The following is a 22,280-nucleotide window of genomic DNA, read 5'->3' as shown; positions in this document are numbered from 1 at the left end:
GGTAGGGCTCAATCGTGCCTTAAATCCAACGAGAACGGAAATTCCCGGCTGACCTTGGCGGGCGCAACATCCATACGCCCGGGCGTATGCCCGATCTTTTCAAAGCGGGCCAAGCGACGGCTCTCGGCCTCGTAGGAATTGACCGGGAACGACTCCGGGTTCAGCCCGCCCGGGTGCGCGACGTGATATTTGCAGCCTCCTAAAGAACGGCGGTTCCAGGTATCCACAATGTCTACCGTCAGCGGCACGTGCACGCTGATGGTGGGGTGCAGCGCCGACGGCGGCGACCAGGCCTTGTACCGCACGCCCGCCACATATTCCCCGACGCGTCCGGTAGGCTGCAAAGGCAGCGCCCGGCCATTGACCGTCACAACATAGCGGTTGTCGTTCAAACCGGATACCCGGATTTCCACCCGCTCAAGCGACGAATCCACATACCGCACCGTGCCGGCGGACGAGCCCTCTTCGCCCATCACATGCCACGGCTCCAGCGCGCCGCGCAGTTCCAGATGAATGCCGCGCGCGGCCACATCGCCAAACAGCGGGAAGCGGAACTCGAAATGTGGCGCGAACCAGGCGGCGTCGAACCCGTAGCCGGCCTCGTTCAGGTCGGCCAGCACATCCTCGAAATCCATCTTCACAAAGGTCGGCAAGAGGAAGCGGTCGTGCAATTCCGTGCCCCAGCGCGTCAGCCGCGCGGTGTACGGCGTCTTCCAGAAATGCGCAATCAGCCCACGCAACAGCAGCTGCTGCGCCAGGCTCATGCGCGCATGCGGCGGCATTTCAAACGCACGCAGCTCCAACAGGCCCAACCGCCCCGTGGCGCTGTCGGGCGAATAGAGTTTGTCGATGCAGAATTCCGAGCGATGCGTGTTGCCCGTGACATCCACCAGAATGTTGCGCAGCGCCCGGTCGATCATCCAGGGCGGCACGTCCGCGCCCTGTTCGGCGCAACGGCGATGTATTTCCTGAAACGCCAGCTCCAGCTCGTAGACCTGATCATTGCGGGCTTCGTCGATACGCGGCGCCTGGCTCGTCGGCCCGATGAACAAGCCCGAGAACAGATACGACAAAGACGGATGGTTGACCCAGTACGCCAGCAGGCTGGCCAGCACGTCGGGGCGGCGCAGGAACGGACTGTCGGCCGTTGTGGCCCCGCCCAGCACGAAATGGTTGCCGCCGCCCGTGCCGGTGTGGCGGCCATCGGCCATGAATTTCTCGGTGGATAGCCGGGTTTCAAAGGCGGCTTCGTAAAGGAATTCGGTATGGTCGACGAGTTCGGCCCAGTTGCTGGCCGGGTGGATGTTGACTTCGATGACGCCGGGGTCGGGCGTCACCTGCAACACCTTCAGACGCGGGTCGCGCGGCGGCGGATAGCCTTCCATGACGATGCGGGTGTTCAACTCACGCGCCGTGGCTTCAACCTGCGCCACCAGCGCCAGATAATCCTCCAGGCGCGGCAGCGGCGGCATGAACACGTACTGCACACCATTGCGCGCTTCCACGCACATGGCGGTGCGCGTCAGCCCGGCGGCGGATTCGAATCGGGCGGGTGCGGCGGCGTCTGATGGGCCTGCCGCCGCCGTTGCGCCCGCGGCTCCCGCGCCGGCCGCCGCCCCCTTGCCATTTACCTCCTGCCGCCCCGCGCCCCGCGCATGCTGCGTCAGCAATTGCGCCGGCCCGGGCAAAGACCGCCGCGCGTCATAGGGGTCGCGGTCCACAACCACCGGCGCATCGGCCTCATCCACCCAAGGCAGCGAATCCAGCGGCAGCCGGTATCCCATGGGCGAATCCCCCGGGAACAGATACATGCGTTCGTCGCGCAGGAACCAGGGGCCGGACACCCACGGCCCGCCCTCGCCCGCCTGGATCGGCAAGGCGTAGCCCACCACGCTATCAAGCTTTTGCTCGAACACGCGGCGCAGCCGGGCGCGTTCCATCTCGTCGTCCAGCCGCGCGTCGAAGGGGTCCACATTGACGGGCAACCGGCGCTCGCGCCACAGGTAGTAGAAGACGTCTTCATAGCCTGGCACCACGAAACGATCTTCCACGCCCAGCCGCTCGCACAGCTTCGTCATGAAACGCCGCGCGTCGGCAACCGTATAGGCGCTGCGCTGACGCTCGTCGGCAAACAGCGCCGGGTCATCCCAGCAGGCCTGGCCGTCTGCGCGCCAATAGATCGACAGCGCCCAGCGCGGCAATTGTTCGCCCGGATACCACTTGCCCTGCCCGAAATGCAGAAAGCCGTTGCCGCCGTAGCGCGTGCGCAGCCGGTTCAAGAGTTCGACGGCGTAGCCGCGCTTGGTCGGCCCCAGCGCCGCGGTGTTCCATTCGGCGCCTTCGCGGTCGGACACCGACACGAAGGTCGGTTCACCGCCCATCGTCAGGCGCACATCCATGTGGTCCAGATGGTCGTCGATCTTGTCGCCCAGGTCGCGGATGGCGTGCCATTGCTCGTCGGTATAGGGCTTCGTGACGCGCGGGGATTCGAACACGCGCGTGACCGACATGGTGTGCGTGAATTCGACTTCGGCTTCGTCCACCGCGCCCGTCACGGGCGCGGCGCTGCCGGGTTCGGGGGTGGCTGCCAGCGGAATGTGGCCTTCGCCCGCCAACAGGCCGGACGTTGGGTCCAGCCCAATCCATCCCGCGCCCGGCAGATAGACCTCGCACCACGCATGCAGGTCGGTGAAGTCAGTCTGCGCGCCGCTGGGGCCGTCCAGCGCCCGCACATCCGGCTTCAGCTGAATCAAGTAGCCAGACACAAAACGCGCCGCCAGCCCCAGATGCCGCAGCGCCTGCACCAGCAGCCAACCGGAATCCCGGCATGAGCCTGCGTTACGCGTAAGCGTTTCCTCGGGCGTCTGCACGCCCGGCTCCATACGGATCAAGTAATTGATTTCCTTATGGATCTGCTGGTTCAAGCCCACCAGAAAATCCACCGTGCGCTGCGGCCGCACATCCACGCGCGACAGGAATTCCGCAAAGCGCGGCGTAGCCTTGTCGCACACGCGGTACGGCGCCAGCTCGCGCGCCAGGCCGTCGTCGTAGGTAAACGGAAATTCCTCGGCGTCCGGCTCCAGGAAGAAGTCGAACGGGTTGTACACGGCCATTTCGGCGACGAGATCCACCGTGATCTTGAATTCACGCGTCTTCGTCGGGAAATTCAGCCGCGCCAGATAGTTGGCGAACGGGTCCTGCTGCCAGTTGATGAAATGGTCGGCGGGTTCCACCGTCAGCGAGTACGACAGGATCGGAGTGCGGCTATGTGGGGCGGGTCTCAGGCGCAGCACCTGCGCCGACAGGCTGACCAAACGGTCGTATTTGTATTGCGTGACGTGCTTGAGTGCTACGTGGATGGTCACTGCCTTCTCCGGGTCGACTGGGCAAGTCAGTGGCTGGTTTGCACCTGCACCGACACATTCATGGACAGCGCGGCCGCCGCCCCATGCAACCAGCGCACGGGCGAAGCCGATTCATAGTCGCGCGCCACGGCCAGCCGGCAATGGCCGTCTGACGCGAAGCAGGAATGGCTGACATCCACGCTGACCCAGCCGTGACGGGCCAGCCAGACGTCGGCCCAGCCATGGCTGGCGGCGTCATCGCCAGCCATGTGCCAATAGCCGCTGACAAAACGGGCCGGCGTGCCAAAGGCGCGCACGCAGGCCAGCAAAAGATGGGTGTGGTCCTGGCTGCCGCCGCGCCCGGCTGCCAGCACCTGCGCCGCCGGTACAGGCGCATCGGCAACGCCTGGCGTGTAGGCCACGCGTTCGCGGATGGCGGCGCTCAAGCGCAGCACGTCTTCGGGAGTATGCACGCCGCGCGGCACCACGTGTCGGCAAAATTCGCGGATGCTGTCGTCGCACTGGGTCAGCGCGGTGGGCACGCCATAGATGTAGACCGGCAGGCGCTCGTCTTCGTCGCCCACATGGCCTTGCGCCAGCGGATGGATGTCGACCTGCCCCACGGCATGGATTTCGATTTCGCTATGGGTGCGGTGCAACGTGAGCGTGTGCGTCACGTTGCCATAAGCGTCGACCTGCGCCTGGATCTCGCCGGGCGTCTGGATCTGCCAGCGCAAGGCGTGTTGATGCTCGTCGCGGCGCGGCGTCAGGCGCAGCGTCTGGATGCTGTAGTTAACTGGGGCGGCATAGCGGTAGCGAGTCACGTGCTTGATGAGATGCTTCATGAAAGTCTCCACACTGCAAGGTCACGCTGACAACGTCGGGCCCGTCAGCCCCCTGACCCAGCAGGCACGACGGTCGATAGTAGCAATAGCTCGTTAAAAAAATAAGCAACTTGCATGCCAAGTTTTGGCGCGCCCGCGTTGTCGACAATTCAAGGGGAAACCCGAACGGCGGCAACGCCTTCCCGCCCCGCTGCGCACGCTGCCGCGGCGCGCCGCGCACCAAGGCAGTGCGGGGGTTGCCCGCTTTCGGACGCTACCCGCACCCAACCCCGGCGTGAATCGGGACGCGCCCAGCCCGCACAAAGAAAAAGCGCCCTGGCGGGCGCTTGGGAGGTGCGGAGCCCTCAGCCCTAAGTGGAGTTTTTACAGCCGATTGCAAAATTGTTCTGCACGCGACCAGGCGTTTCCCATCACGCGGCTGCCGTCAGGCGGGCGCGCGCAGTCACAATCTTCAAAGGGGCGGACAAATGTTCAATACGCCGCGCGCGTGCGCAGGCACATTGCCGGTGTTTCCTCACCCGGCACCACAGGAGTTACTGATGCCTATCACCGCCACCGCCACGCCCGGCGCCAAGCTGCTTTCGCCCAAAGACCACACGCTCATCATGATCGACTTCCAGTCGCAGATGGCGTTCGCCACGCACTCCATCGACGCCGTCACGCTGCGCAACAACGCCGCGCTGGTCGCCTCGGCCGCTGCCGGTTTTGGCGCGTCCACCATCCTGACGACCGTTGCTGAAAAGAGTTTCTCGGGTCCGATGTTCGACGAAGTCGTCGCCCCCTTCCCCGGCCAGGCGCTGCTGGACCGCACGTCCATGAACACCTGGGAAGACGCCGCCGTCATCAAGCAGGTCAACGAAATCGGCAAGAAGCGCATTGTGCTGGCCGGTCTGTGGACCAGCGTCTGCATCGTGGGCCCGGCCTTGTCGGCGCTGGATCAGGGTTTCGAGGTCTATGTCATCACTGACGCCTGCGGCGACGTGTCGGCCGAAGCGCACAATCGCGCCATCGAGCGTATCGTGCAAGCGGGCGGCCAGCCCATCACCGCACTGCAATACCTGCTGGAAATGCAGCGTGACTGGGCGCGCACCGATACGTATGACATGACGACCGGCATCGCCAAGAAGTTCGGCGGCGCTTATGGCCTGGGCATCCTCTACGCCAAGTCCATGTTCAACGCCCACGAAGGCTGATCGGAGCACGCTGATGAAGGTCTACCTGGTTTCCCTGGGGCTCGGCCTGCTGGTCGGGGTCATTTACGCGCTGTTCAACGTGCGCTCACCCGCGCCTCCGGTGATTGCCCTGGTAGGCCTGCTTGGCATCCTGGCGGGGGAACAGATTCCCCCGCTGGTCAAACGCCTGCTGTCCGACGAACCTACGCGCACGTCGTGGATACACCAGCAGGTCAAGCCGCACATGTTCGGCGAGCTGCCCAGCTGCCCGAAAACCCCCGCGCCGCCCCCCGCCAACCTCTGTGAAGACAAGCGCAATGGCTGACACTCTGGACCCCGCGCGCCACGGCGCCCCCGACCTGATCCTGCATCAAGGCCGATTCACGACCCTGGACCCCGCCCGCCCCACGGCGGACGCCGTCGCCATCAAAGATGGCCGCTTCACGCGCGTCGGCGCGTCCGCTGACGTGCTGCCGCTGGCAGGCCCCGCCACGAAAGTGATCAGCCTGAACGGGCGCGGCGTGCTGCCGGGCCTGATCGACAACCACCTGCACATCATTCGCGGCGGCCTGAACTACAACATGGAACTGCGCTGGGACGGCGTGACGAGCCTGGCCGACGCCATGGCCATGTTGCGCCGCCAAGTCGCCATTACCCCCGCCCCGCAGTGGGTGCGCGTGGTGGGCGGCTTCACCGAACACCAGTTCGCTGAAAAGCGCCTGCCCACCATCGAAGAGCTGAACGCCGTGGCGCCCGATACGCCCGTGTTCATCCTGCACCTGTATGACCGCGCCCTGCTGAACGCCGCGGCGCTGCGCGCCGTGGGTTACGACAAGACCACGCCCGCCCCGCCCGGCGGCGAAATCGTGCGCGACAACGCCGGCAACCCCACGGGGCTGCTGCTGGCCAAACCCAACGCGTCCATTCTGTACGCCACGCTGGCCAAAGGCCCCAAGCTGCCGTTTGATTACCAGCTGAATTCCACGCGCCATTTCATGCGCGACCTGAACCGGCTGGGCGTCACCGGCGCCATCGACGCGGGCGGCGGCTTTCAGAATTACCCCGAGGACTATCAGGTGATCCAGCAACTGGCCGACGCGGGCCAGCTGACCATCCGCCTGGCCTACAACCTGTTCACGCAAAAGCCCAAACAGGAAAAAGAAGACTTCCTGAACTGGACGGCCACGTCGCAGTACAAGCAAGGCACCGACTACTTCCGCCACAACGGCGCGGGCGAAATGCTGGTGTTCTCGGCGGCCGACTTCGAAGACTTCCGCCAGCCGCGCCCCGAAATGGGTCCCGAGATGGAAGGCGAGCTGGAAGAAGTCGTGCGCATCCTGGCGCAGAACCGCTGGCCCTGGCGCCTGCACGCCACCTATGACGAGACCATCTCGCGCGCGCTCGACGTCTTTGAACGCGTGAACAAAGACGTGCCGCTGGAAGGGCTGAACTGGTTCTTCGACCACGCCGAAACGATTTCGGAACGCTCGATTGACCGCATCGCCGCGTTGGGCGGCGGCGTGGCCGTGCAGCATCGCATGGCGTATCAAGGCGAGTACTTTGTTGAACGCTATGGCGCAGGCGCGGCCGAAGCCACGCCGCCTGTCAAACGCATGCTGGAAAAAGGCGTGAACGTGTCGGCCGGCACCGATGCCACCCGCGTGGCGTCCTACAACCCGTGGGTGTCCTTGTCGTGGCTGATCACCGGCAAGACGGTCGGCGGCCTGCGCCTGACGCCGCAACGCAACTGCCTGGACCGCGACGCGGCGCTGCGCATGTGGACCGAAAACGTCACCTGGTTCTCAAACGAGCAAGGCAAGAAGGGCCGCATCGCCGAAGGCCAATTGGCGGATCTGGTGGTGCCCGACCGCGACTTCTTCGCCTGCCCCGAATCCGACATCGCCGACACCTCCAGCCTGTTGACGATGGTGGGCGGCAAGGTCGTCTGGGGCGCGGGTGAATTCGCCGGTTTTGACGAAGCCGCGCCACCGCCCGCCATGCCGGACTGGTCGCCGACGCGGCTCTTCGGCGGCTACGGCGCGTGGGGCGACAGCGAAGGCAAGCCGCTGCAAGCCACGCTGCGCGAAGCCGCTGCCGCTTGCGCCTGCGCCAATGACTGCAACGTCCACGGCCACCAGCACGCGGGCGCCTGGGCCAGCAAACTGCCCGTCTCTGACCTGAAAGGGTTCTGGGGCGCGCTGGGCTGCGCCTGCTGGGCGGTATGACGATGCGCGCCGTGATGACATCGCCCGCCGTGCGCTGGCTGGCCCTGCTGGCGCTTTGCGGCGCTTACTTGCAGGGCGGTTTGGTCAAGCTGCTGGATTTCGACGGCGCGCAAGCCGAAATGGCGCATTTCGGCTTGCATCCTGCCGCGCTGGCGGCCGCCGCCGTTATTCTGCTGGAACTTGGCGCCAGCGCGTTGGTGTTGTCGGGCCGGCTGCGCTGGCTGGGCGCGCTGGCGCTGGCGGTGTTCACCGCCGCGGCCGCCCTGATGGCCAACCGCTACTGGGAATCCCCCGCCGACACGCGCTTCATGAATATGAACGCCTTTTACGAGCACATTGGGCTGGCTGGGGCGTGGGTCCTGGTTGCCTGGCATGATTTTACGGAGCGCCCGCATGGCCGGAGCTGACCGCAGTACCCCCCCGCCCGCCGCCATAGGCGGCATGGCCCCGCTCAAGCACACGCTGTTCGCCGTGCTGTGGGGCGCCACCATCCTGGGCAACATCGGCAGTTTCATGCGCGACGTGGCCAGCGCCTGGCTCGTCACTGACCTGTCCAACAACCCCGCCGCGGTCGCCATGATGCAGACGGCGGCCACGCTGCCCGTCTTCCTGCTGGCCATTCCCGCAGGCGTCTTGTCCGACATCCTGGACCGCCGGCGCTTTCTGATCATCATCCAGGTGCTGCTGGCCTGCGTCAGCTTCACGCTGCTGATGATGGCCAAGACCAATACGCTGACCGTGGAATATCTGATCGCGCTGACTTTCCTGGGCGGCGTGGGCACGGCGTTGATGGGGCCGACCTGGCAAGCCATCGTGCCTGAGCTCGTGCCCAAGGCGGAACTCAAGACCGCCGTGGGCTTGAACTCGTTGGGCATCAACATCGCCCGCGCGTTAGGCCCGGCCGTGGGCGGCCTGTTGCTGGCGGCCTTTGGCGCGGCGGCGGCGTATGGCGCCGACGTGCTGAGCTATGTATTCGTGATCGGCGCGCTGCTCTGGTGGAAGCGCCCCAAGAAGGTGGACGACGGCCTGTCCGAACAATTCTTTGGCGCCTTCCGCGCGGGCGTGCGCTATGCCCGCGCCAGCCGCGAGCTGCACATCGTGCTGCTGCGCGCGGCGGTGTTCTTCATCTTCGCAAGCTCGGTCTGGGCCTTGCTGCCGCTGGTGGCGCGCAAGATGCTGGGCGGCACCGCCGGGTTCTACGGCATTTTGCTGGGCGCCGTAGGCGTGGGCGCGATTCTGGGCGCGGTGGTGCTGCCCAAGCTGCGCCAGCGCTTGAACACCGACGGCCTCGTGCTGGCGGCGGCCGCCGTTACGGCGGTGGTGATGGCCGCGCTGTCCTTTGCCCCGCCGCAATGGGCGGCGGTGTTGCTGTTGCTGGTGCTGGGCTTGGGCTGGATTGTTGCGCTGACCACCTTCAACGGCGTCGCGCAAGCCATTCTGCCGAACTGGGTGCGCGGGCGCGGGCTGGCCATCTACCTGATGGTGTTCAACGGCGCGATGGCCGCAGGCAGCCTGGGCTGGGGCTTGTTGGCGCAGAAGATCGGCGTGCCGGCCACCTTGCTGGCGGGCGCGGCCGGGCTGCTGGTGGCCGGGGTGTTGCTGCACCGCTTGCGTCTGCCGCAGGGCGAAGCCAATCTGGACCCGTCCAACCATTGGCCCGAACCCTTGCTGGACGCGCCGGTTGAGCATGATCGCGGCCCGGTCATGGTGCAGATCGAATACCGCATCCGTGTGCAAGACCGCCCGGCGTTCCTGCAAGCGCTGAAGGCGGTGGCCGAGGAGCGCCGGCGCGACGGCGCTTACGCCTGGGGCATTGCCGAACACACGAGCGACCCTGAACGCGTGCAGGAATGGTTTTTGGTGGAGTCATGGGCGGAACACATGCGGCAGCACCAGCGCGTGTCGCAAGCCGATGCCGACCTGCAAGGCGAAGCGCAGCGCTTTCACATCGGGCCAGAGAAACCCGTGGTGCACCATTTCCTGGCGCTGGACACGCGTCAGGCCAAGCCGGGGCCGGCGGCCTGACGGCACATTGCCCGGCCCCCTGCCCGCCCCCCCTGCCCGGCCCCCCTGCCCGGCCCGCGCGTTCAGTGGGCCGAGGCGTCCAGGAAGCGGTGCACGACACGCACCGCGGCCGCGCCCTCGGCGATGCTGGCCAACACGTGCTTGTCTGACCCCGCCCGCACGGCCCCCACTGCAAACACACCGGGCTGCGAGCTTTCATAGGCGCGCGCCTGCATGGAGCCTGCCGCCGCCCGGCCGGTGTGGATGTAGCCGTGGTCGTCGGTGTCCAGGCAGCCGTCCAGCCACGCGGTATTGGCGTCCCCCGGCGTCTGGGGCGTTGCGCCTTTCTGCATGCCCGTCGCCACGATCAGGCTGCGGGTTTCAATCACCTGGCCGTCATCCAGCCACACGCGATAGGGATAGCAGGCATCGTCGAACGCGGTGGCGGTGCGCCCGGGCAGCACATGCGACCCGAAGCGCCGGCTTTGCACTTCCGCGCGGCGCAGCAGCCCGCCCCCGCACAAGCCCGTGATCGTGCCAGGGAAGCCCGGCAATACGTCGTCGCGCAACGCGTCCGGCCCGCAAAGCGAACCGCCCACCAGCAAGGTCTGCAAGCCTTCAGAGGCGGCGTAGCTTGCCGCCGCCAAGCCGGCGGGGCCGCCGCCAATCACCGTCAGGTCCAGCACGGAATCCTCTTCGCCGGGCGGCGTGGCCGACCGCAGGATCGCGCCGCCATACGGCCGTTGGCGCAAGTACCCGATGCGCCGCAGCATGAATGCGCGCAGCACGACGTCGGCAAGTTCACGATCCGTCAGCAGCAGTTGGGCCAACGCCGCCCGGCTGATGCGCAACAAGCGGCTGGGGGAATCGGCGCGCACGGTCACCGCATTGGGCCGGTCGGTAAACAAGTCCAGGCTGCCCGTGAACTCGCCGTCGCGATGCATCAGCAAGTGGTGCATCGCGCCACCCGGTTCGGATTCCAGGACTTCAACGTAGCCGTCCAGCACGATATAGAACGCGGCTTCGCATTCGCCGCTTTTGAGCAGCACCGTGCCGGCAGACACCAAGATGGTCTCGCCATGGGACGCCGCCCGGTCAATCAGGGCGCGCGTCAGCATCGGGAACGCCTGGGCGTGCAAGGCCGGCAGATCGGCCGGATGGCAGGCCGCATCGGTGGCAAGACGGTTCATGGACTCAATCCGAAACAGCCGGGGAAAGCGGCAAGATACCCCAAACGGTATCTTGCTGCTGCCGGCCGCGTCTTGCGCAGTTGCGTCCTGCTTTGTATGAAAGCGCCATGACGGCGGATATGGACGCTGGTATGGCCACTGGCTATGGCCGCTAGTGATGGCCGCGGCGGGATAGCGCCGCCCCGTTGGCCGCTACACCACCCCTACGTCACATTAGCCCGGCGCCACGCCCCCGGCGACACGCCGACCAGGCTGGTGAACACCCGCGTCATGTGCGCTTGGTCAGCAAAGCCGCACAGCAGCGCGGTGTCGGTAATGGAGCGGCCCGGCACCAGCAACAGCTCCTTGGCCTTTTGCACGCGTTGCTCCAGCAGCCAGCGATGCGGCGTGGTGCCTACCGTTTGCCGAAACGCCTTGATGAAGTAACTGCGCGACAAGCCGCAGGCTTCGGCAATGTCGGCAATGGAGCTGTCGTCGCGCAACGTCGCCAGCAGCATGTCTTTCGCCCGCGCCTCAAGTTTGCGCGACAACACCCGGCTGCCCGAGTCCGACCAGCCCGTGGTGGCGCCGGCCCCGTAGTGCTCCAGCAAATGCGTGCCGATGGCCAGCCCCAGATGCTCCACAAACAAGGGGCTGCTTTGGGCGGGCTGCTCCAGCACGCCGGCCAGCACGTGCGACAGGTGCGCCAGCACCGGGTCGCCCGTTCCCGCGCGCGGCGCCAGGCTGCTGATACGTGGGCCGCCCTTCTCGTCGTTCACGCGCTCGATGAACGCGCGCGACAGTTCGATCAACACGAAGTCAAACCCGCCTTGCAGGTCGGCGCGATAGTCGTCGTGGAAATCGCGGATGTAAATCGAACCCGTATCGAAGTCGTGTGTGGACGCGTGATTGCCTTGCAGGATGCGGCGGCGGTGCCCGCCCTGCATGGCCACTCCCACCAGAAAACCCCGGTCCGATGCCGGCGTTTCAACGTTGCCGAATTGCGCGTTGTCGGTGCTCTTGCGATAGAAGGTCAGGCCGCCGCCCTCGAAGTGCTGGTTCAAAAGCAGCTTGCTGGCCGAGCACCCCAACGCGTCGGTGGACGGCGGGGGCACAGGCGTGGGGTCGAGGGAAAGGCGTTGACGGGCAGGCATGGATGGGGGTCCGAGTGTGCGACGAACGCGCTACGGGGCAGAAGATAGCAGGCTACGTTGACAGGCAACAAGCGCAGTCATGATTTTTTTCAAGCCAGATAACTGATGCACCACCGCTGTGCAAAATCTTGGCGCATCCGCGTTGGAGCACACGCACGGACGCGGCACTAATAGCGGCACTACCAGCCGCACTGCAAGCCGCACTGCAAGCCCCACTACCAGCCGCAACTAACGCGGCAATACCGGCCCCGGCGTCAACGGCCCGATGGGCTGCCCCGAACGCGACGGCATCGGCGGCAGCTTCGGCTGGGCCGGGCCGCCGCTCCACGGCGCGGGGGTGGTGCTGGTGCCGGGCTTTGCGCCGGCTGCGGTGCCAGGAGCGGAATACCCGGACTCCGGGCACGATGTCCCCAAGCACGGCGTGTTCCTGTTCGGGTCCACGGTCTTTGGGCACGACGTGCCTAAACACGCATCAGGCAAGGTCCGCGCCGACGGCGGCGCTTGCGGCACGGCAGGCACGCCGTCCCGCGCGACAGCGGGCGCGGCGGCCAGCGCCATCCATGCGGCAAGAATCAGGGCTTTCATGACAGCTCCGTGACAAGACGGCAAGGGTGACAAGACGGCAAGGTTTCAAGCCTGCGTCTTGCGAGTTTGCGCCCATCGCCATCGTGCCGCAAGGCGCGCGCCCTGCCCCCGATCAATCCAGACGGATGTCGGCGCTTTGCACCACCTTGGCCCAGCGCGCGCGTTCACTGTTGAAGAACTTCGTCAGCTCGGCGGGATTGCGCGTCACGATTTCCGCGCCCTGCTCGTTCAACTGCGCCTTCACGTCGGGCTGATTCACAATTTCCGCCATCAGCATCGCCAGCCGTTCAGCCACCGGGTCGGTGGTGGTCACCGGCGCCATCACGCCTTGCCACGTGCCAGACTCAAAGCCCTTCACGCCTTGCTCGGAAATGGTCGGGATGTCGGGCACAAGCTGCATGCGCTCACCCTTAGAAATCGCAATCGGCCGCAGCTTGCCGGCCTTGATGTGCGGCAAGGTGGCCAGCAAGCCATTCATGATGATCTGCGTTTGCCCGCCAATGGTGTCGGTCACCGCTTGCGAACCGCCCTTGTATGGCACGTATTCCCACTGCGCCCCGGTGGCCTGCTGCACGGCCACCGCCGCCAGGTGCGGCGCGCTGCCAATGGCCGTGACCGCAAAATTCAGCCGCTGCTTTTTCGACAGCGCCACCAATTCCTCAACCGTCTTGGCCGGCACATCGGGATGCACGGCCAACACGTGCGGCGAATACGCCAGCATGCTGACGGCGCGCAAGTCCTTGGACGGATCGAACGACAGCTTGGTATAGACCGACGGGCTGATCGCCAGCGCGCCCACATCGCATAGCAGCACGGTATGGCCTTCCGCTGCCGATTGCACCACGATGCCCGCGCCCAGGTTGCCATTGGCGCCGGGTTTGTTTTCGACGACGACGGTCTGCTTCAGCGCATCAGACAAACGCGGCGCCAGGATGCGCGCGATGATGTCCGACGAGCCGCCGGGCGGGTACGGCACGATGATGCGCACGGGGCGCGTCGGCCAATTGGCGGCGTTGCCGCCGGCGGACGACGCGGCCTGCTGCGCCCATGCCGGTACCAACGGCGACAGGCATAGCGCCGCGGCGCCGCCCAGGAACTGCCTCTTGCTTACGTTCATTGTCTCCACTCCGTCTGATGTGTTCTTGATGATTCACGCCGCCCCGCGCGTTTCCACGTACAGGGCATAAAGCGAATGGCTGCTGGCCATGAAAAGCCGGTTGCGCTTGGCGCCGCCAAAGCACAGGTTGGCGCAGCGTTCCGGCAGCCGGATGTGGCCGATGGGCTTGCCGGCGGGGTTGAACACCATCACGCCATCCAGCTCTTCGGACTTGGCGTTGGGCGCGCCGTTGCTGCCCCAGCCGCACCACAGGTTGCCGTCTTCATCGCATTTGATGCCGTCGATGGCGCCTGGGCCTTGCGCGTCCACATGCACGCGCTTGCCGGACAGCGCGCCGTCGGCGCCCACGTCATAGGCCCAGATCACGCGGTTCGGCTGATGCCGCGATTCCACGACATACAGAATTTTTTCGTCGGGCGAAAAGCACAGCCCGTTGGGGCCGGCCAGGTCTTCCAGCACGCGCGTCACGCGCCCGTCCGACGGTGCGATGCGGTACACGCCATGCGGCAGTTCGGGCGTTGCCTTGTCGCCTTCCCAATGGCCGCCGATGCCAAACGGCGGGTCGGTGAACCAGATGGCGCCGTTGCGTTGGCAGATGATGTCGTTTGGCGAGTTGAAGCGCTTGCCGTCGTAGCGGTCAGCCAGCACGGTGATGGAGCCGTCGTACTCGGTGCGCGTGACGCGGCGCGTCAAGTGTTCGCAGGCCAGCAAACGGCCCTGGCGGTCGCGCGCCAAGCCATTGCTGAAGTTGGCCGGGTGCCGAAAGACACTGACCGCGCCCGTGGTTTCGTCCCAGCGCAGGATGCGGTCGTTGGGAATGTCGGACACCAGCAGATAGCGCCCGTCGCCCACCCAGACCGGGCCTTCCAGCCAGCGAAAGCCGCTGGCCAGTTGTTCGACGCTGCTGCTGTAGATGCGGTACTTGGAAAACTCCGGGTCCAGGATGCGGATGGACGGGTCCGGGTAGCGCTGTTGCGGCGTGAAATTGAATGATGGGCCGGGGCCAGCGGGTTGCGCTTGCGCCAGGGCAACCGGGCCAAGCGCCAATGCGGCGCCCAGCAGCCGGCGGCGGCCGGGTTGGGCCAAGGGGGCATGCTCCATCGGTGTCTCCTCTTATCGGTGTAATGCGATGGCAATGCGGTCTAGCGTGGGAATGGGGCGCAACCCCCGGGCGTCAGGTCACCGGCCCCGGGTTGAACAACGCCAGGGCGTTATGCAGCTTGAGCTTTTCCGCACAGGTCTGCTGGCGGCCGCTGGCCACGTCCAGCATCAGGCGAAACAGCTCCCAACCCACGTCTTCGATGGACGCCTGCCCGGTCGCGATGCGCCCGGCGTTCACGTCCATCAGGTCATGCCAGCGGCGCGCCAGGCTGTCGCGGGTGGCGACCTTGATCACCGGCACTTGCGCCAGGCCATACGGCGTGCCGCGACCCGTGGTGAAGATGTGCAGGTTCATGCCCGCGGCCAACTGCAAGGTGCCGCAAATGAAATCGCTGGCGGGCGTCGCCGCGAAGATCAGGCCCTTTTGCGTCAGGCGGTTGCCGGGCGACAGCACGCCATGAATCGGCGACGAGCCCGACTTCACGATGGACCCCATCGCTTTTTCGACAATGTTCGACAGCCCGCCCTTCTTGTTGCCCGGGCTGGTGTTGGCGCTGCGGTCGGCCATGCCGCGTTGCAGGTATTCGTCGTACCAGGCCATCTCGCGCACCAGCGCGTCGGCCACTTCCGGCGTGGCCGCGCGCGCGGTCAGTTGATCGATGCCGTCGCGCACTTCGGTGTTCTCGGAGAACATCACCGTGCCGCCCGCGCGCACCAGCAGGTCGGTCGCAAAGCCCACGGCAGGGTTGGCCGTCACGCCTGAGAACGCGTCGCTGCCGCCGCACTGCACGCCCACCGTCAGGTCCGACACCGGGCAGGTTTCGCGGCGGCGCGCATTCAGTTTTTCCAGATGGCGTTCGGCCGTGCGCATGATCAGGTCAATCATGGATTGGAAGCCGACATTCTCTTCGTCTTGCAGCACGATGGTGTCTACACCGTTGCCGTCTGCGCCCATGCCCTCGCCTGCGCGGATCGGAATGGCGCCCGGCGCCAGCAGGCGTTCGGGTTGCAGCTTTTCGCAGCCCAGACTCACCACCATCGACGTGCCGCCAAAGTTGGGGTTGCGCGCGATGTTGTGCAGCGTGCGAATCGGAATCGCCGCGCCCGGCGCGTCGATGGCGACACCGCAGCCATACGTGTGTTCGATGCCCACCACGTCATCCACGTTGGGATAACGCGGCAGCATTTCCTGGCGGATGCGCGCCACCGCGTGCTCCACCACGCCTTGCACGCATTGCACTGTGGTGCTGATCGCCAGAATGTTGCGCGTGCCGACGGTGCCGTCGGCATTGCGGTAGCCTTCGAACGTATAGCCTTCCAGCGGCGGCAGCGGCGTGATGCGCGTGCCCACGGGCAAGTCTTCCAGCGTGCGCGCGGCGGGCATCGTGGTGACGCGTTCGTTGATCCAGCTGCCGCGCGGCAACGCCTTCGCCGCAAACCCGACCACCACGTTGTAGCGGACGACGGCGTCGCCTTCTGCCAGATCCGCCAGCGCCACCTTGTGCCCTTGCGGCACGGTGTCAACCAGTTGCAAGCCATCGGGCAGCACCGTGCCGGCAGGCAGCCCCCCTTCATTGGCCACGATTGCCACGTTGTCCTGCGGATGAATCTTGATAAGCACGGGCGCTTGGTCTGCCGCAACCTGCATGAAAAATCCTTTTGCCTGGAAGGATGCGCGAGGGTCCGGCATCCGATACGTTATCGTACAACCAGAAGAATATCCTTGAACCCGTTCAAAAATAAATTTCGGGTTTCCCCTTGTAAACAAGTGCTGTCATAGGGAGACGGCCCTTGAAACCGCCAAAATCATGTTGTACGATGACTTACCTTTTCAACACCGCATCCCGTGCAAGGCCCTAGCCAGCGGCCAAGACGGCTACTTCGGATGAACGCACTATGACCACCCCGCAGGAACTCAAGGAAATTGTCTCGGAAGGTTTGCTCTCCTTCCCCGTGACGGACTTCGATCAAAACGGCGACTTCAACGCCAAGACCTACGCCGCCCGTCTGGAATGGCTGGCGCCCTACGGCGCCACCGCGCTGTTCGCCGCTGGCGGCACGGGCGAGTTCTTCTCCTTGGCCCCGCAGGAATATTCGGACGTCATCCGCACCGCCGTGCAAACGTGCGCCGGCAAGGTGCCGATCCTGGCGGGCGCCGGCGGCCCCACCCGCACCGCCATTGCTTACGCACAAGAAGCCGAGCGCCAAGGCGCCAAGGGCATCCTGCTGCTGCCGCACTACCTGACCGAAGCCTCGCAAGACGGCATCGCCGCGCACGTGGAACAGGTGTGCAAGTCGGTGAAGATCGGCGTCATCGTCTACAACCGCGCCCAATCGCGCTTGTCGGCAGACAGCCTGGCCCGTTTGGCCGAGCGCTGCCCCAACCTGGTCGGTTTCAAAGACGGCATTGGCGATATCGAAGCCATGGTTCGCATCCGCCGCAAGATGGGCGACCGTTTCTCGTACCTGGGCGGCCTGCCCACTGCTGAAGTCTACGCAGCCGCTTACCGCGCGCTGGGCGTGCCGGTGTATTCGTCGGCCGTCTTCAACTTCGTGCCCAAGACCGCGATGGACTTCTACCGCGCGATTGCCGCAGGCGATTCCGACACCACCAACCGTTTGCTGGACGATTTCTTCCTGCCGTATCTGGAAATCCGCAACCGCAAGGCCGGCTACGCCGTCAGCATCGTGAAGGCGGGCGCCAAGCTTGTCGGCCATGACGCCGGCCCGGTGCGCGCACCGCTTACCGACCTGACCGGCGAAGAAATGGAAATGCTCAACGCCCTGATCAAGAAGCTCGGCCCCCAATAAGCCGCGCCACTGAACTGCAAGCCAGCCCCCGATTCGGGGGCGTTTTTTTCGGAGAATTCATCATGACTTTGACCGGCCAAATGCTGATCGGCGCCACCGCCGTTCTGGGCGCCGGCGCTGCCCAGCACGCCATCAACCCCGCCACCGGCGAACGCCTGGAGCCGGGCTTTCCCGCCGGTTCGGCCGACGACGTAGCACGCGCCGCCGAGCTGGCCCGCGCCGCTTTCGACCCGTATCGCGCCGCGCCGCTGGAAACCCGCGCGCAGTTCCTGGAGAGCATTGCTGAAGGCATCCTGGCGCTGGGCGACGCCCTGATCGAACGCACCCACCTGGAAACCGGTTTGCCCGTGGCGCGCCTGCAAGGCGAACGCGGCCGTACCGTCGGCCAGCTGCGTCTGTTTGCACGCGTGGTCCGCGATGGCTACTTCCTGGACGCCACCATCGACCCCGCCCAACCCGAGCGCACGCCGCTGCCGCGCGCCGATCTGCGCCTGGCCAATGTGCCGCTGGGCCCGGTCGCCGTGTTCGGCGCCAGCAACTTCCCGCTGGCCTTCTCGGTGGCGGGCGGCGACACCGCGTCGGCGCTGGCCGCGGGCTGCCCCGTCATCGTCAAAGCGCACAATGCGCACCCCGGCGCCTCTGAAATGGTGGGCCGCGTGATTCAAGCCGCCGTCGCCAAGCACGGCCTGCCCGAAGGCACGTTCTCGCTGCTGTTCGGCGCGGGCAGCGATATCGGCACGGCGCTGGTCACGCACCCGGCCATCACCGCCGTCGGTTTCACCGGTTCGCGCCGTGGCGGTTTGGCGCTGGTTGCGGCCGCCAACGCCCGTCCGGTGCCGATTCCCGTCTACGCCGAAATGTCCAGCATCAACCCGGTGTTCCTGATGCCGGCCGCGCTGGAAGCCCGCGCTGAAGCCATCGCCCGCGGCTTCGTGGATTCGCTGGCCATGGGCGTGGGCCAGTTCTGCACCAACCCCGGTCTGGTCATTGGCGTGGAAGGCCCCGCGCTGGAACGCTTCCGCCAGGCCGCAGCCCAAGCCGTCGAAGCCAAAGGCGCCGCCACCATGCTGACCCCGGGCATTTTCGCCGCCTACCAGGATGGCGCAGACGCCTTGGCCAAGCACGCCAGCGTCTCCACGCTGGGCCGTGGCGAAGCGTCCAAGCCCGCCGCCAACGCGGCAGGCGCTGTCGTCTTTGGCACGCAAGCCGACCGCTTCCTGGCTTCGCACGAGCTGGAAGCCGAAGTGTTCGGCCCGGCATCGCTGGTGGTGGCTTGCAAAGACGTCGCCCAGATGACGGCCGTGGCCGAGCACCTGGAAGGCCAGCTCACGGCTACGCTTTTCGTTGACGACGCGGATGTTGCAGAAGCGCAAGCGCTGCTGCCCGTGCTGGAACGCAAGGCCGGCCGCATCCTGGCCAACGGCTACCCGACGGGCGTGGAAGTCAGCCATGCCATGGTGCACGGCGGCCCCTTCCCGGCCACGTCGAACGCCGCATCGACCTCGGTCGGCGCGACAGCAATTCGCCGTTTCCTGCGCCCCGTCTGCTACCAGGACCTGCCCGATGCGCTGCTGCCGGAAGGCGTCAAGCGCGCCAATCCGCTGTCGCTCACGCGCATGGTGGATGGGGTGATGACGAAGGCGTGATGGGGTGACTGCGATGCCGCGAATATAAGGCGGCAGCGGTGATGCTTCAGATGTGTGGCCATGGATTTCATGGTGGCCTCTGAAGCCCCATTTCAAATCAGACGCGTCTCACAAAAAACGCCGCGCAGGGTTGTCTCAATTCGAGGCTCCCTGCGCGGCGTTTTATTTTTTTGATTTCTGCTTGTCAATACACGCGTTGATAATCCCGCCAATTCGCGTCAATTTTGTAACACTATTTTCCGATTATGGTTTTCTTGGCAAAATGACCCACGGCTTTCAGTTTCTCAACAGGCGAGAGGAAAATGAATATCGAAAATTCAAACCTATTTCGCCGCCTGCGCGCCCATTGGCGGCCATTTTTGTTGGGAATAGCCATTGTTTTGACGGCGTCTGTCTCGGCATGGCTTTATATGCATGGGTGTGAACGGGCAGAAAGAGCCGCGCTGGCCATAGGGGGAACCCTGATCGGAATGCTCTTGCTGGGCGCGCTAGTCTGTAAGCGCTAGTGCCGGATGCCGCGTTGCCGATATACCGGGCAAAATCACTTAGTCCTCTCTGTTGGCGATATGACATTGCATACATTCGCGTGACGCAAGTCGCACCACCCCGGCCATTATCGAAATACACACGGGAATTATTTCTATCCGCAGCGGCAGAATCATAATCTCTGCATTGCAAAATGCGCGGTAAAAAAAAGGGGCGGCTCGCTGCCGCCCCCATATACCTTAAACAGCAAGTGCACTTATTGTGCCCGCAGATTCCCATCCGCAATAATCTTTGCCCATTTGGCTTGCTCACCCGTTTGGAACGCGGTGAACTCCGCCGGCGTATTCGGCGTGTAAGCCAGACCCAAGCCCTTCATTTTCGCGCTGACATCAGGCTTGGCAATGATGGTGGCAATGGCCTTGTTCAAGCGGTCAATCACGGCGGGCGGCGTGTTGGCCGGCGCGTAGATGGCTTGCCAGCTGCTGACGTCGAACCCGGCGATGCCCGCTTCCTGCATGGTCGGCACGTCCGGCATGACGTCGGTGCGCTTGGCGGACGTGACTGCCAGCGCGCGCACCTTGCCGCTTTGCACATGGGGCAGCGCCACCAGCGCGGTTTCAAACGAGCTGGGGATCTGGCCGCCAATCAAATCCTGAATGGCCGGCGCGCTGCCGCGGTACGGCACGTGGGTCAGATGCGCGCCCGTCAGTTGCTTGAACACTTCACCCGACAGATGTTGCGACGTGCCCTGCCCGGCCGAACCAAAGGCGACGGTGTCCGGGTTGGCTTTGGCCGCGCTAACCACGTCCTGGACCGACTTGTACGGCTGGTTCGCCCCCACCAGCAGCACGTTGGAAATGCTGCCCAACAGAATGACGGGCGCAAAGTCCTTCGCGGCGTTGTAGTTGATGCCCGGCAACAGCGACGGGTTGATCGCGTGGGTGGCGATGGTGCCCAGCAGCAGCGTGTAGCCGTCGGGCTTGGCGCGCGCGACCGCATCCGCCCCCAGCACGCCGCCCGCCCCGCCCTTGTTTTCCACCAGCACGGTCTGGCTCAGGCTCGCGCCCAATTCCTGGGCAATCATGCGGCCCAGCACGTCGGACGTGCCGCCGGCTGCAAACGGCACCACCAGCGTGATCGGTTTGGCTTTGGGCCAATCGTCAGCGGCGTGGGCGGCAGAGGCGCCCAAGGCGGCCAAGGCCAGAACAGCGAACGTGCGGCGCAATACGGGGAATGCCTGCTTCAAGCTTGTCTCCTGAATGGGTAAGAGTGAGGTCTTACGTTGTCGTCTTATCTTGTACGTTGTCGTACGACTTACGGAGAAGCAGAATACGTCCTGCTGCGTGGTCTTTCAATCTAGGGAAATTCCGAATCTCTTAGGATTTACCCGGTATTGTTGTACGACGACTATGAATTCCGCTTCGCCGCATTGCCACTCGTACTTGTATGTTGTACGATGACATACATCTGCTGCTTAGCCTCTACTGCTTAACCTCTACTGATCAACCACCGGGCCGACACATTGCCGGCCTTACTTTCGCCTCTTTCTTCCTCACCATTTGGATGCCAGCATGACGACTCCTCAGGAACTCAAGGAAATTGTCTCGGAAGGTTTGCTCTCCTTCCCCGTAACGGACTTCGACCAAAACGGCGACTTCAACGCCAAGACCTACGCCGCCCGCCTGGAATGGCTGGCCCCGTACGGCGCCACCGCGCTGTTCGCCGCTGGCGGCACGGGCGAGTTCTTCTCCTTGGCCCCGCAGGAATATTCGGACGTCATCCGCACCGCCGTGCAAACCTGCGCCGGCAAAGTGCCGATCCTGGCGGGCGCCGGCGGCCCCACCCGCACCGCCATTGCCTACGCACAAGAAGCCGAGCGCCAAGGCGCCAAGGGCATTCTGCTGCTGCCGCACTACCTGACCGAAGCGTCGCAAGACGGCATCGCGGCGCACGTGGAACAGGTGTGCAAGTCGGTGAAGATCGGCGTCATCGTTTACAACCGCGCGCAATCGCGTTTGTCGGCTGACAGCCTGGCCCGTTTGGCCGAGCGCTGCCCCAACCTGGTTGGCTTCAAAGACGGCATTGGCGACATCGAAGCCATGGTCAGCATCCGCCGCAAACTGGGTGATCGTTTCTCGTACCTGGGCGGCTTGCCCACCGCTGAAGTCTACGCAGCCGCTTACCGCGCACTGGGCGTGCCGGTGTATTCGTCGGCCGTCTTTAACTTCGTGCCGAAGACCGCGATGGACTTCTACCGCGCGATTGCCGCGGGCGATTCCGACACCACCAACCGCCTGCTCGACGATTTCTTCCTGCCGTACCTGGAAATCCGCAACCGCAAGGCTGGCTACGCCGTCAGCATCGTCAAGGCGGGCGCCAAGCTCGTCGGCCACGACGCAGGCCCCGTGCGCGCACCGCTGACCGACCTGACCGGCGAAGAAATGGAAATGCTCAACGCCCTGATCAAGAAGCTCGGGGCCCAGTAAGCCGCATCGGCATGCGGCGCTGATATCTGGTGCTGATATCTGGTGCTGATATGCGCCACGGGTCCGGCCCGCAATGAATCCAGCCCTCCCCGCATCGGGAGGGCTTTTTCTTAGGCGCGCCCCAACCCATCACAA

17 protein-coding genes are annotated in these 22,280 nt (G+C 65.0%); 9 read left to right on the top strand and 8 right to left on the bottom strand.

All coding sequences use genetic code 11. From position 1 onward, the window contains the following. Window positions 1-8: 8 nt before the first annotated feature. Window positions 9-3,365 carry a DUF2126 domain-containing protein gene (locus ACFZAI_RS27760; protein WP_391570032.1) on the bottom strand — a complete coding sequence of 1,119 codons (3,357 nt, stop codon included), beginning with the start codon at window positions 3,363-3,365 and terminating at the stop codon, window positions 9-11. Window positions 3,366-3,391: 26 nt separating this feature from the next. Beyond that, window positions 3,392-4,189, bottom strand: a complete 798-nt coding sequence (locus ACFZAI_RS27755; RefSeq protein ID WP_391570030.1) for a transglutaminase N-terminal domain-containing protein — start codon at window positions 4,187-4,189, stop codon at window positions 3,392-3,394. Between the two features lie 539 nt (window positions 4,190-4,728). Between ACFZAI_RS27755 and ACFZAI_RS27750 the strand changes: the two genes are divergently transcribed. Genes ACFZAI_RS27750 through ACFZAI_RS27730 form a run of 5 tightly spaced genes read left to right on the top strand, consistent with a single transcriptional unit; the run spans window position 4,729 to window position 9,611 of the window. Next, window positions 4,729-5,382, top strand: a complete 654-nt coding sequence (locus ACFZAI_RS27750) for an isochorismatase family protein (RefSeq protein WP_054426841.1) — start codon at window positions 4,729-4,731, stop codon at window positions 5,380-5,382. A gap of 13 nt (window positions 5,383-5,395) precedes the next feature. Then, complete coding sequence (locus ACFZAI_RS27745; RefSeq protein WP_391570029.1) at window positions 5,396-5,686, top strand: XapX domain-containing protein; 291 nt, start codon at window positions 5,396-5,398, stop codon at window positions 5,684-5,686. Next, entirely contained in the window at window positions 5,679-7,586 is a 1,908-nt protein-coding gene (locus ACFZAI_RS27740) for an amidohydrolase (RefSeq protein ID WP_391570028.1), read from the top strand. Before ACFZAI_RS27745 ends, ACFZAI_RS27740 begins: the two co-directional genes overlap by 8 nt. 14 nt (window positions 7,587-7,600) lie before the next feature. After that, window positions 7,601-7,993, top strand: a complete 393-nt coding sequence (locus tag ACFZAI_RS27735) for a DoxX family membrane protein (protein WP_391570027.1) — start codon at window positions 7,601-7,603, stop codon at window positions 7,991-7,993. Further along, a complete protein-coding gene (locus tag ACFZAI_RS27730; protein WP_391570026.1) occupies window positions 7,980-9,611 on the top strand; it encodes an MFS transporter in 1,632 nt (543 codons plus the stop codon). The genes ACFZAI_RS27735 and ACFZAI_RS27730 overlap by 14 nt, the downstream gene beginning before the upstream one ends. Window positions 9,612-9,673: 62 nt before the next feature. Here ACFZAI_RS27730 and ACFZAI_RS27725 read toward each other — a convergent pair whose 3' ends face one another. Together ACFZAI_RS27725 and ACFZAI_RS27720 are read right to left on the bottom strand one after the other, a co-directional pair. Then, on the bottom strand, window positions 9,674-10,780 hold the full coding sequence (locus ACFZAI_RS27725) for a cyclic nucleotide-binding domain-containing protein (protein ID WP_391570025.1): 1,107 nt from the start codon (window positions 10,778-10,780) through the stop codon (window positions 9,674-9,676). A gap of 203 nt (window positions 10,781-10,983) precedes the next feature. Further along, window positions 10,984-11,913: a helix-turn-helix domain-containing protein gene (locus tag ACFZAI_RS27720; RefSeq protein WP_391570024.1), complete on the bottom strand. Its 930-nt coding sequence runs from the start codon at window positions 11,911-11,913 to the stop codon at window positions 10,984-10,986. Window positions 11,914-12,178: 265 nt separating this feature from the next. On the opposite strand from ACFZAI_RS27720, the gene ACFZAI_RS27715 reads away from it, so the two are divergent. Further along, on the top strand, window positions 12,179-12,511 hold the full coding sequence (locus tag ACFZAI_RS27715; protein ID WP_391570023.1) for a hypothetical protein: 333 nt from the start codon (window positions 12,179-12,181) through the stop codon (window positions 12,509-12,511). Window positions 12,512-12,610: 99 nt separating this feature from the next. On the opposite strand, the gene ACFZAI_RS27710 is transcribed toward ACFZAI_RS27715, so the two are convergent. The 3 genes from ACFZAI_RS27710 to garD all read right to left on the bottom strand — a co-directional run bounded on the left by ACFZAI_RS27710 (window position 12,611) and on the right by garD (window position 16,364). After that, entirely contained in the window at window positions 12,611-13,615 is a 1,005-nt protein-coding gene (locus ACFZAI_RS27710) for a tripartite tricarboxylate transporter substrate binding protein (RefSeq protein WP_054426848.1), read from the bottom strand. A gap of 33 nt (window positions 13,616-13,648) precedes the next feature. Next, a complete protein-coding gene (locus ACFZAI_RS27705; protein WP_391570022.1) occupies window positions 13,649-14,716 on the bottom strand; it encodes an SMP-30/gluconolactonase/LRE family protein in 1,068 nt (355 codons plus the stop codon). A gap of 73 nt (window positions 14,717-14,789) precedes the next feature. Then, window positions 14,790-16,364 carry a galactarate dehydratase gene (garD, locus tag ACFZAI_RS27700; protein ID WP_391570021.1) on the bottom strand — a complete coding sequence of 525 codons (1,575 nt, stop codon included), beginning with the start codon at window positions 16,362-16,364 and terminating at the stop codon, window positions 14,790-14,792. Window positions 16,365-16,612: 248 nt separating this feature from the next. Here garD and kdgD (ACFZAI_RS27695) point away from each other — a divergent pair, with 248 nt between their 5' ends. Both kdgD (ACFZAI_RS27695) and ACFZAI_RS27690 read left to right on the top strand, forming a co-directional pair. Then, a complete protein-coding gene (gene kdgD, locus ACFZAI_RS27695; protein WP_342065567.1) occupies window positions 16,613-17,527 on the top strand; it encodes a 5-dehydro-4-deoxyglucarate dehydratase in 915 nt (304 codons plus the stop codon). A gap of 62 nt (window positions 17,528-17,589) precedes the next feature. Beyond that, entirely contained in the window at window positions 17,590-19,173 is a 1,584-nt protein-coding gene (locus ACFZAI_RS27690; protein WP_391570019.1) for an aldehyde dehydrogenase (NADP(+)), read from the top strand. 742 nt (window positions 19,174-19,915) lie between these two features. Here ACFZAI_RS27690 and ACFZAI_RS27685 read toward each other — a convergent pair. Continuing rightward, window positions 19,916-20,905, bottom strand: a complete 990-nt coding sequence (locus tag ACFZAI_RS27685) for a Bug family tripartite tricarboxylate transporter substrate binding protein (RefSeq protein ID WP_391570018.1) — start codon at window positions 20,903-20,905, stop codon at window positions 19,916-19,918. A gap of 325 nt (window positions 20,906-21,230) precedes the next feature. Between ACFZAI_RS27685 and kdgD (ACFZAI_RS27680) the strand changes: the two genes are divergently transcribed. Beyond that, entirely contained in the window at window positions 21,231-22,145 is a 915-nt protein-coding gene (kdgD, locus tag ACFZAI_RS27680) for a 5-dehydro-4-deoxyglucarate dehydratase (RefSeq protein ID WP_391570017.1), read from the top strand. Window positions 22,146-22,280: the final 135 nt, after the last annotated feature.

This window comes from Achromobacter sp. NPDC008082 (assembly GCF_042957345.1).
Classification (GTDB): Bacteria; Pseudomonadota; Gammaproteobacteria; order Burkholderiales; family Burkholderiaceae_B; genus Achromobacter; species Achromobacter kerstersii_A.
Note: the sequence above shows the minus strand (reverse complement) of the source record. Positions and strands in the feature narration are given on the sequence as shown.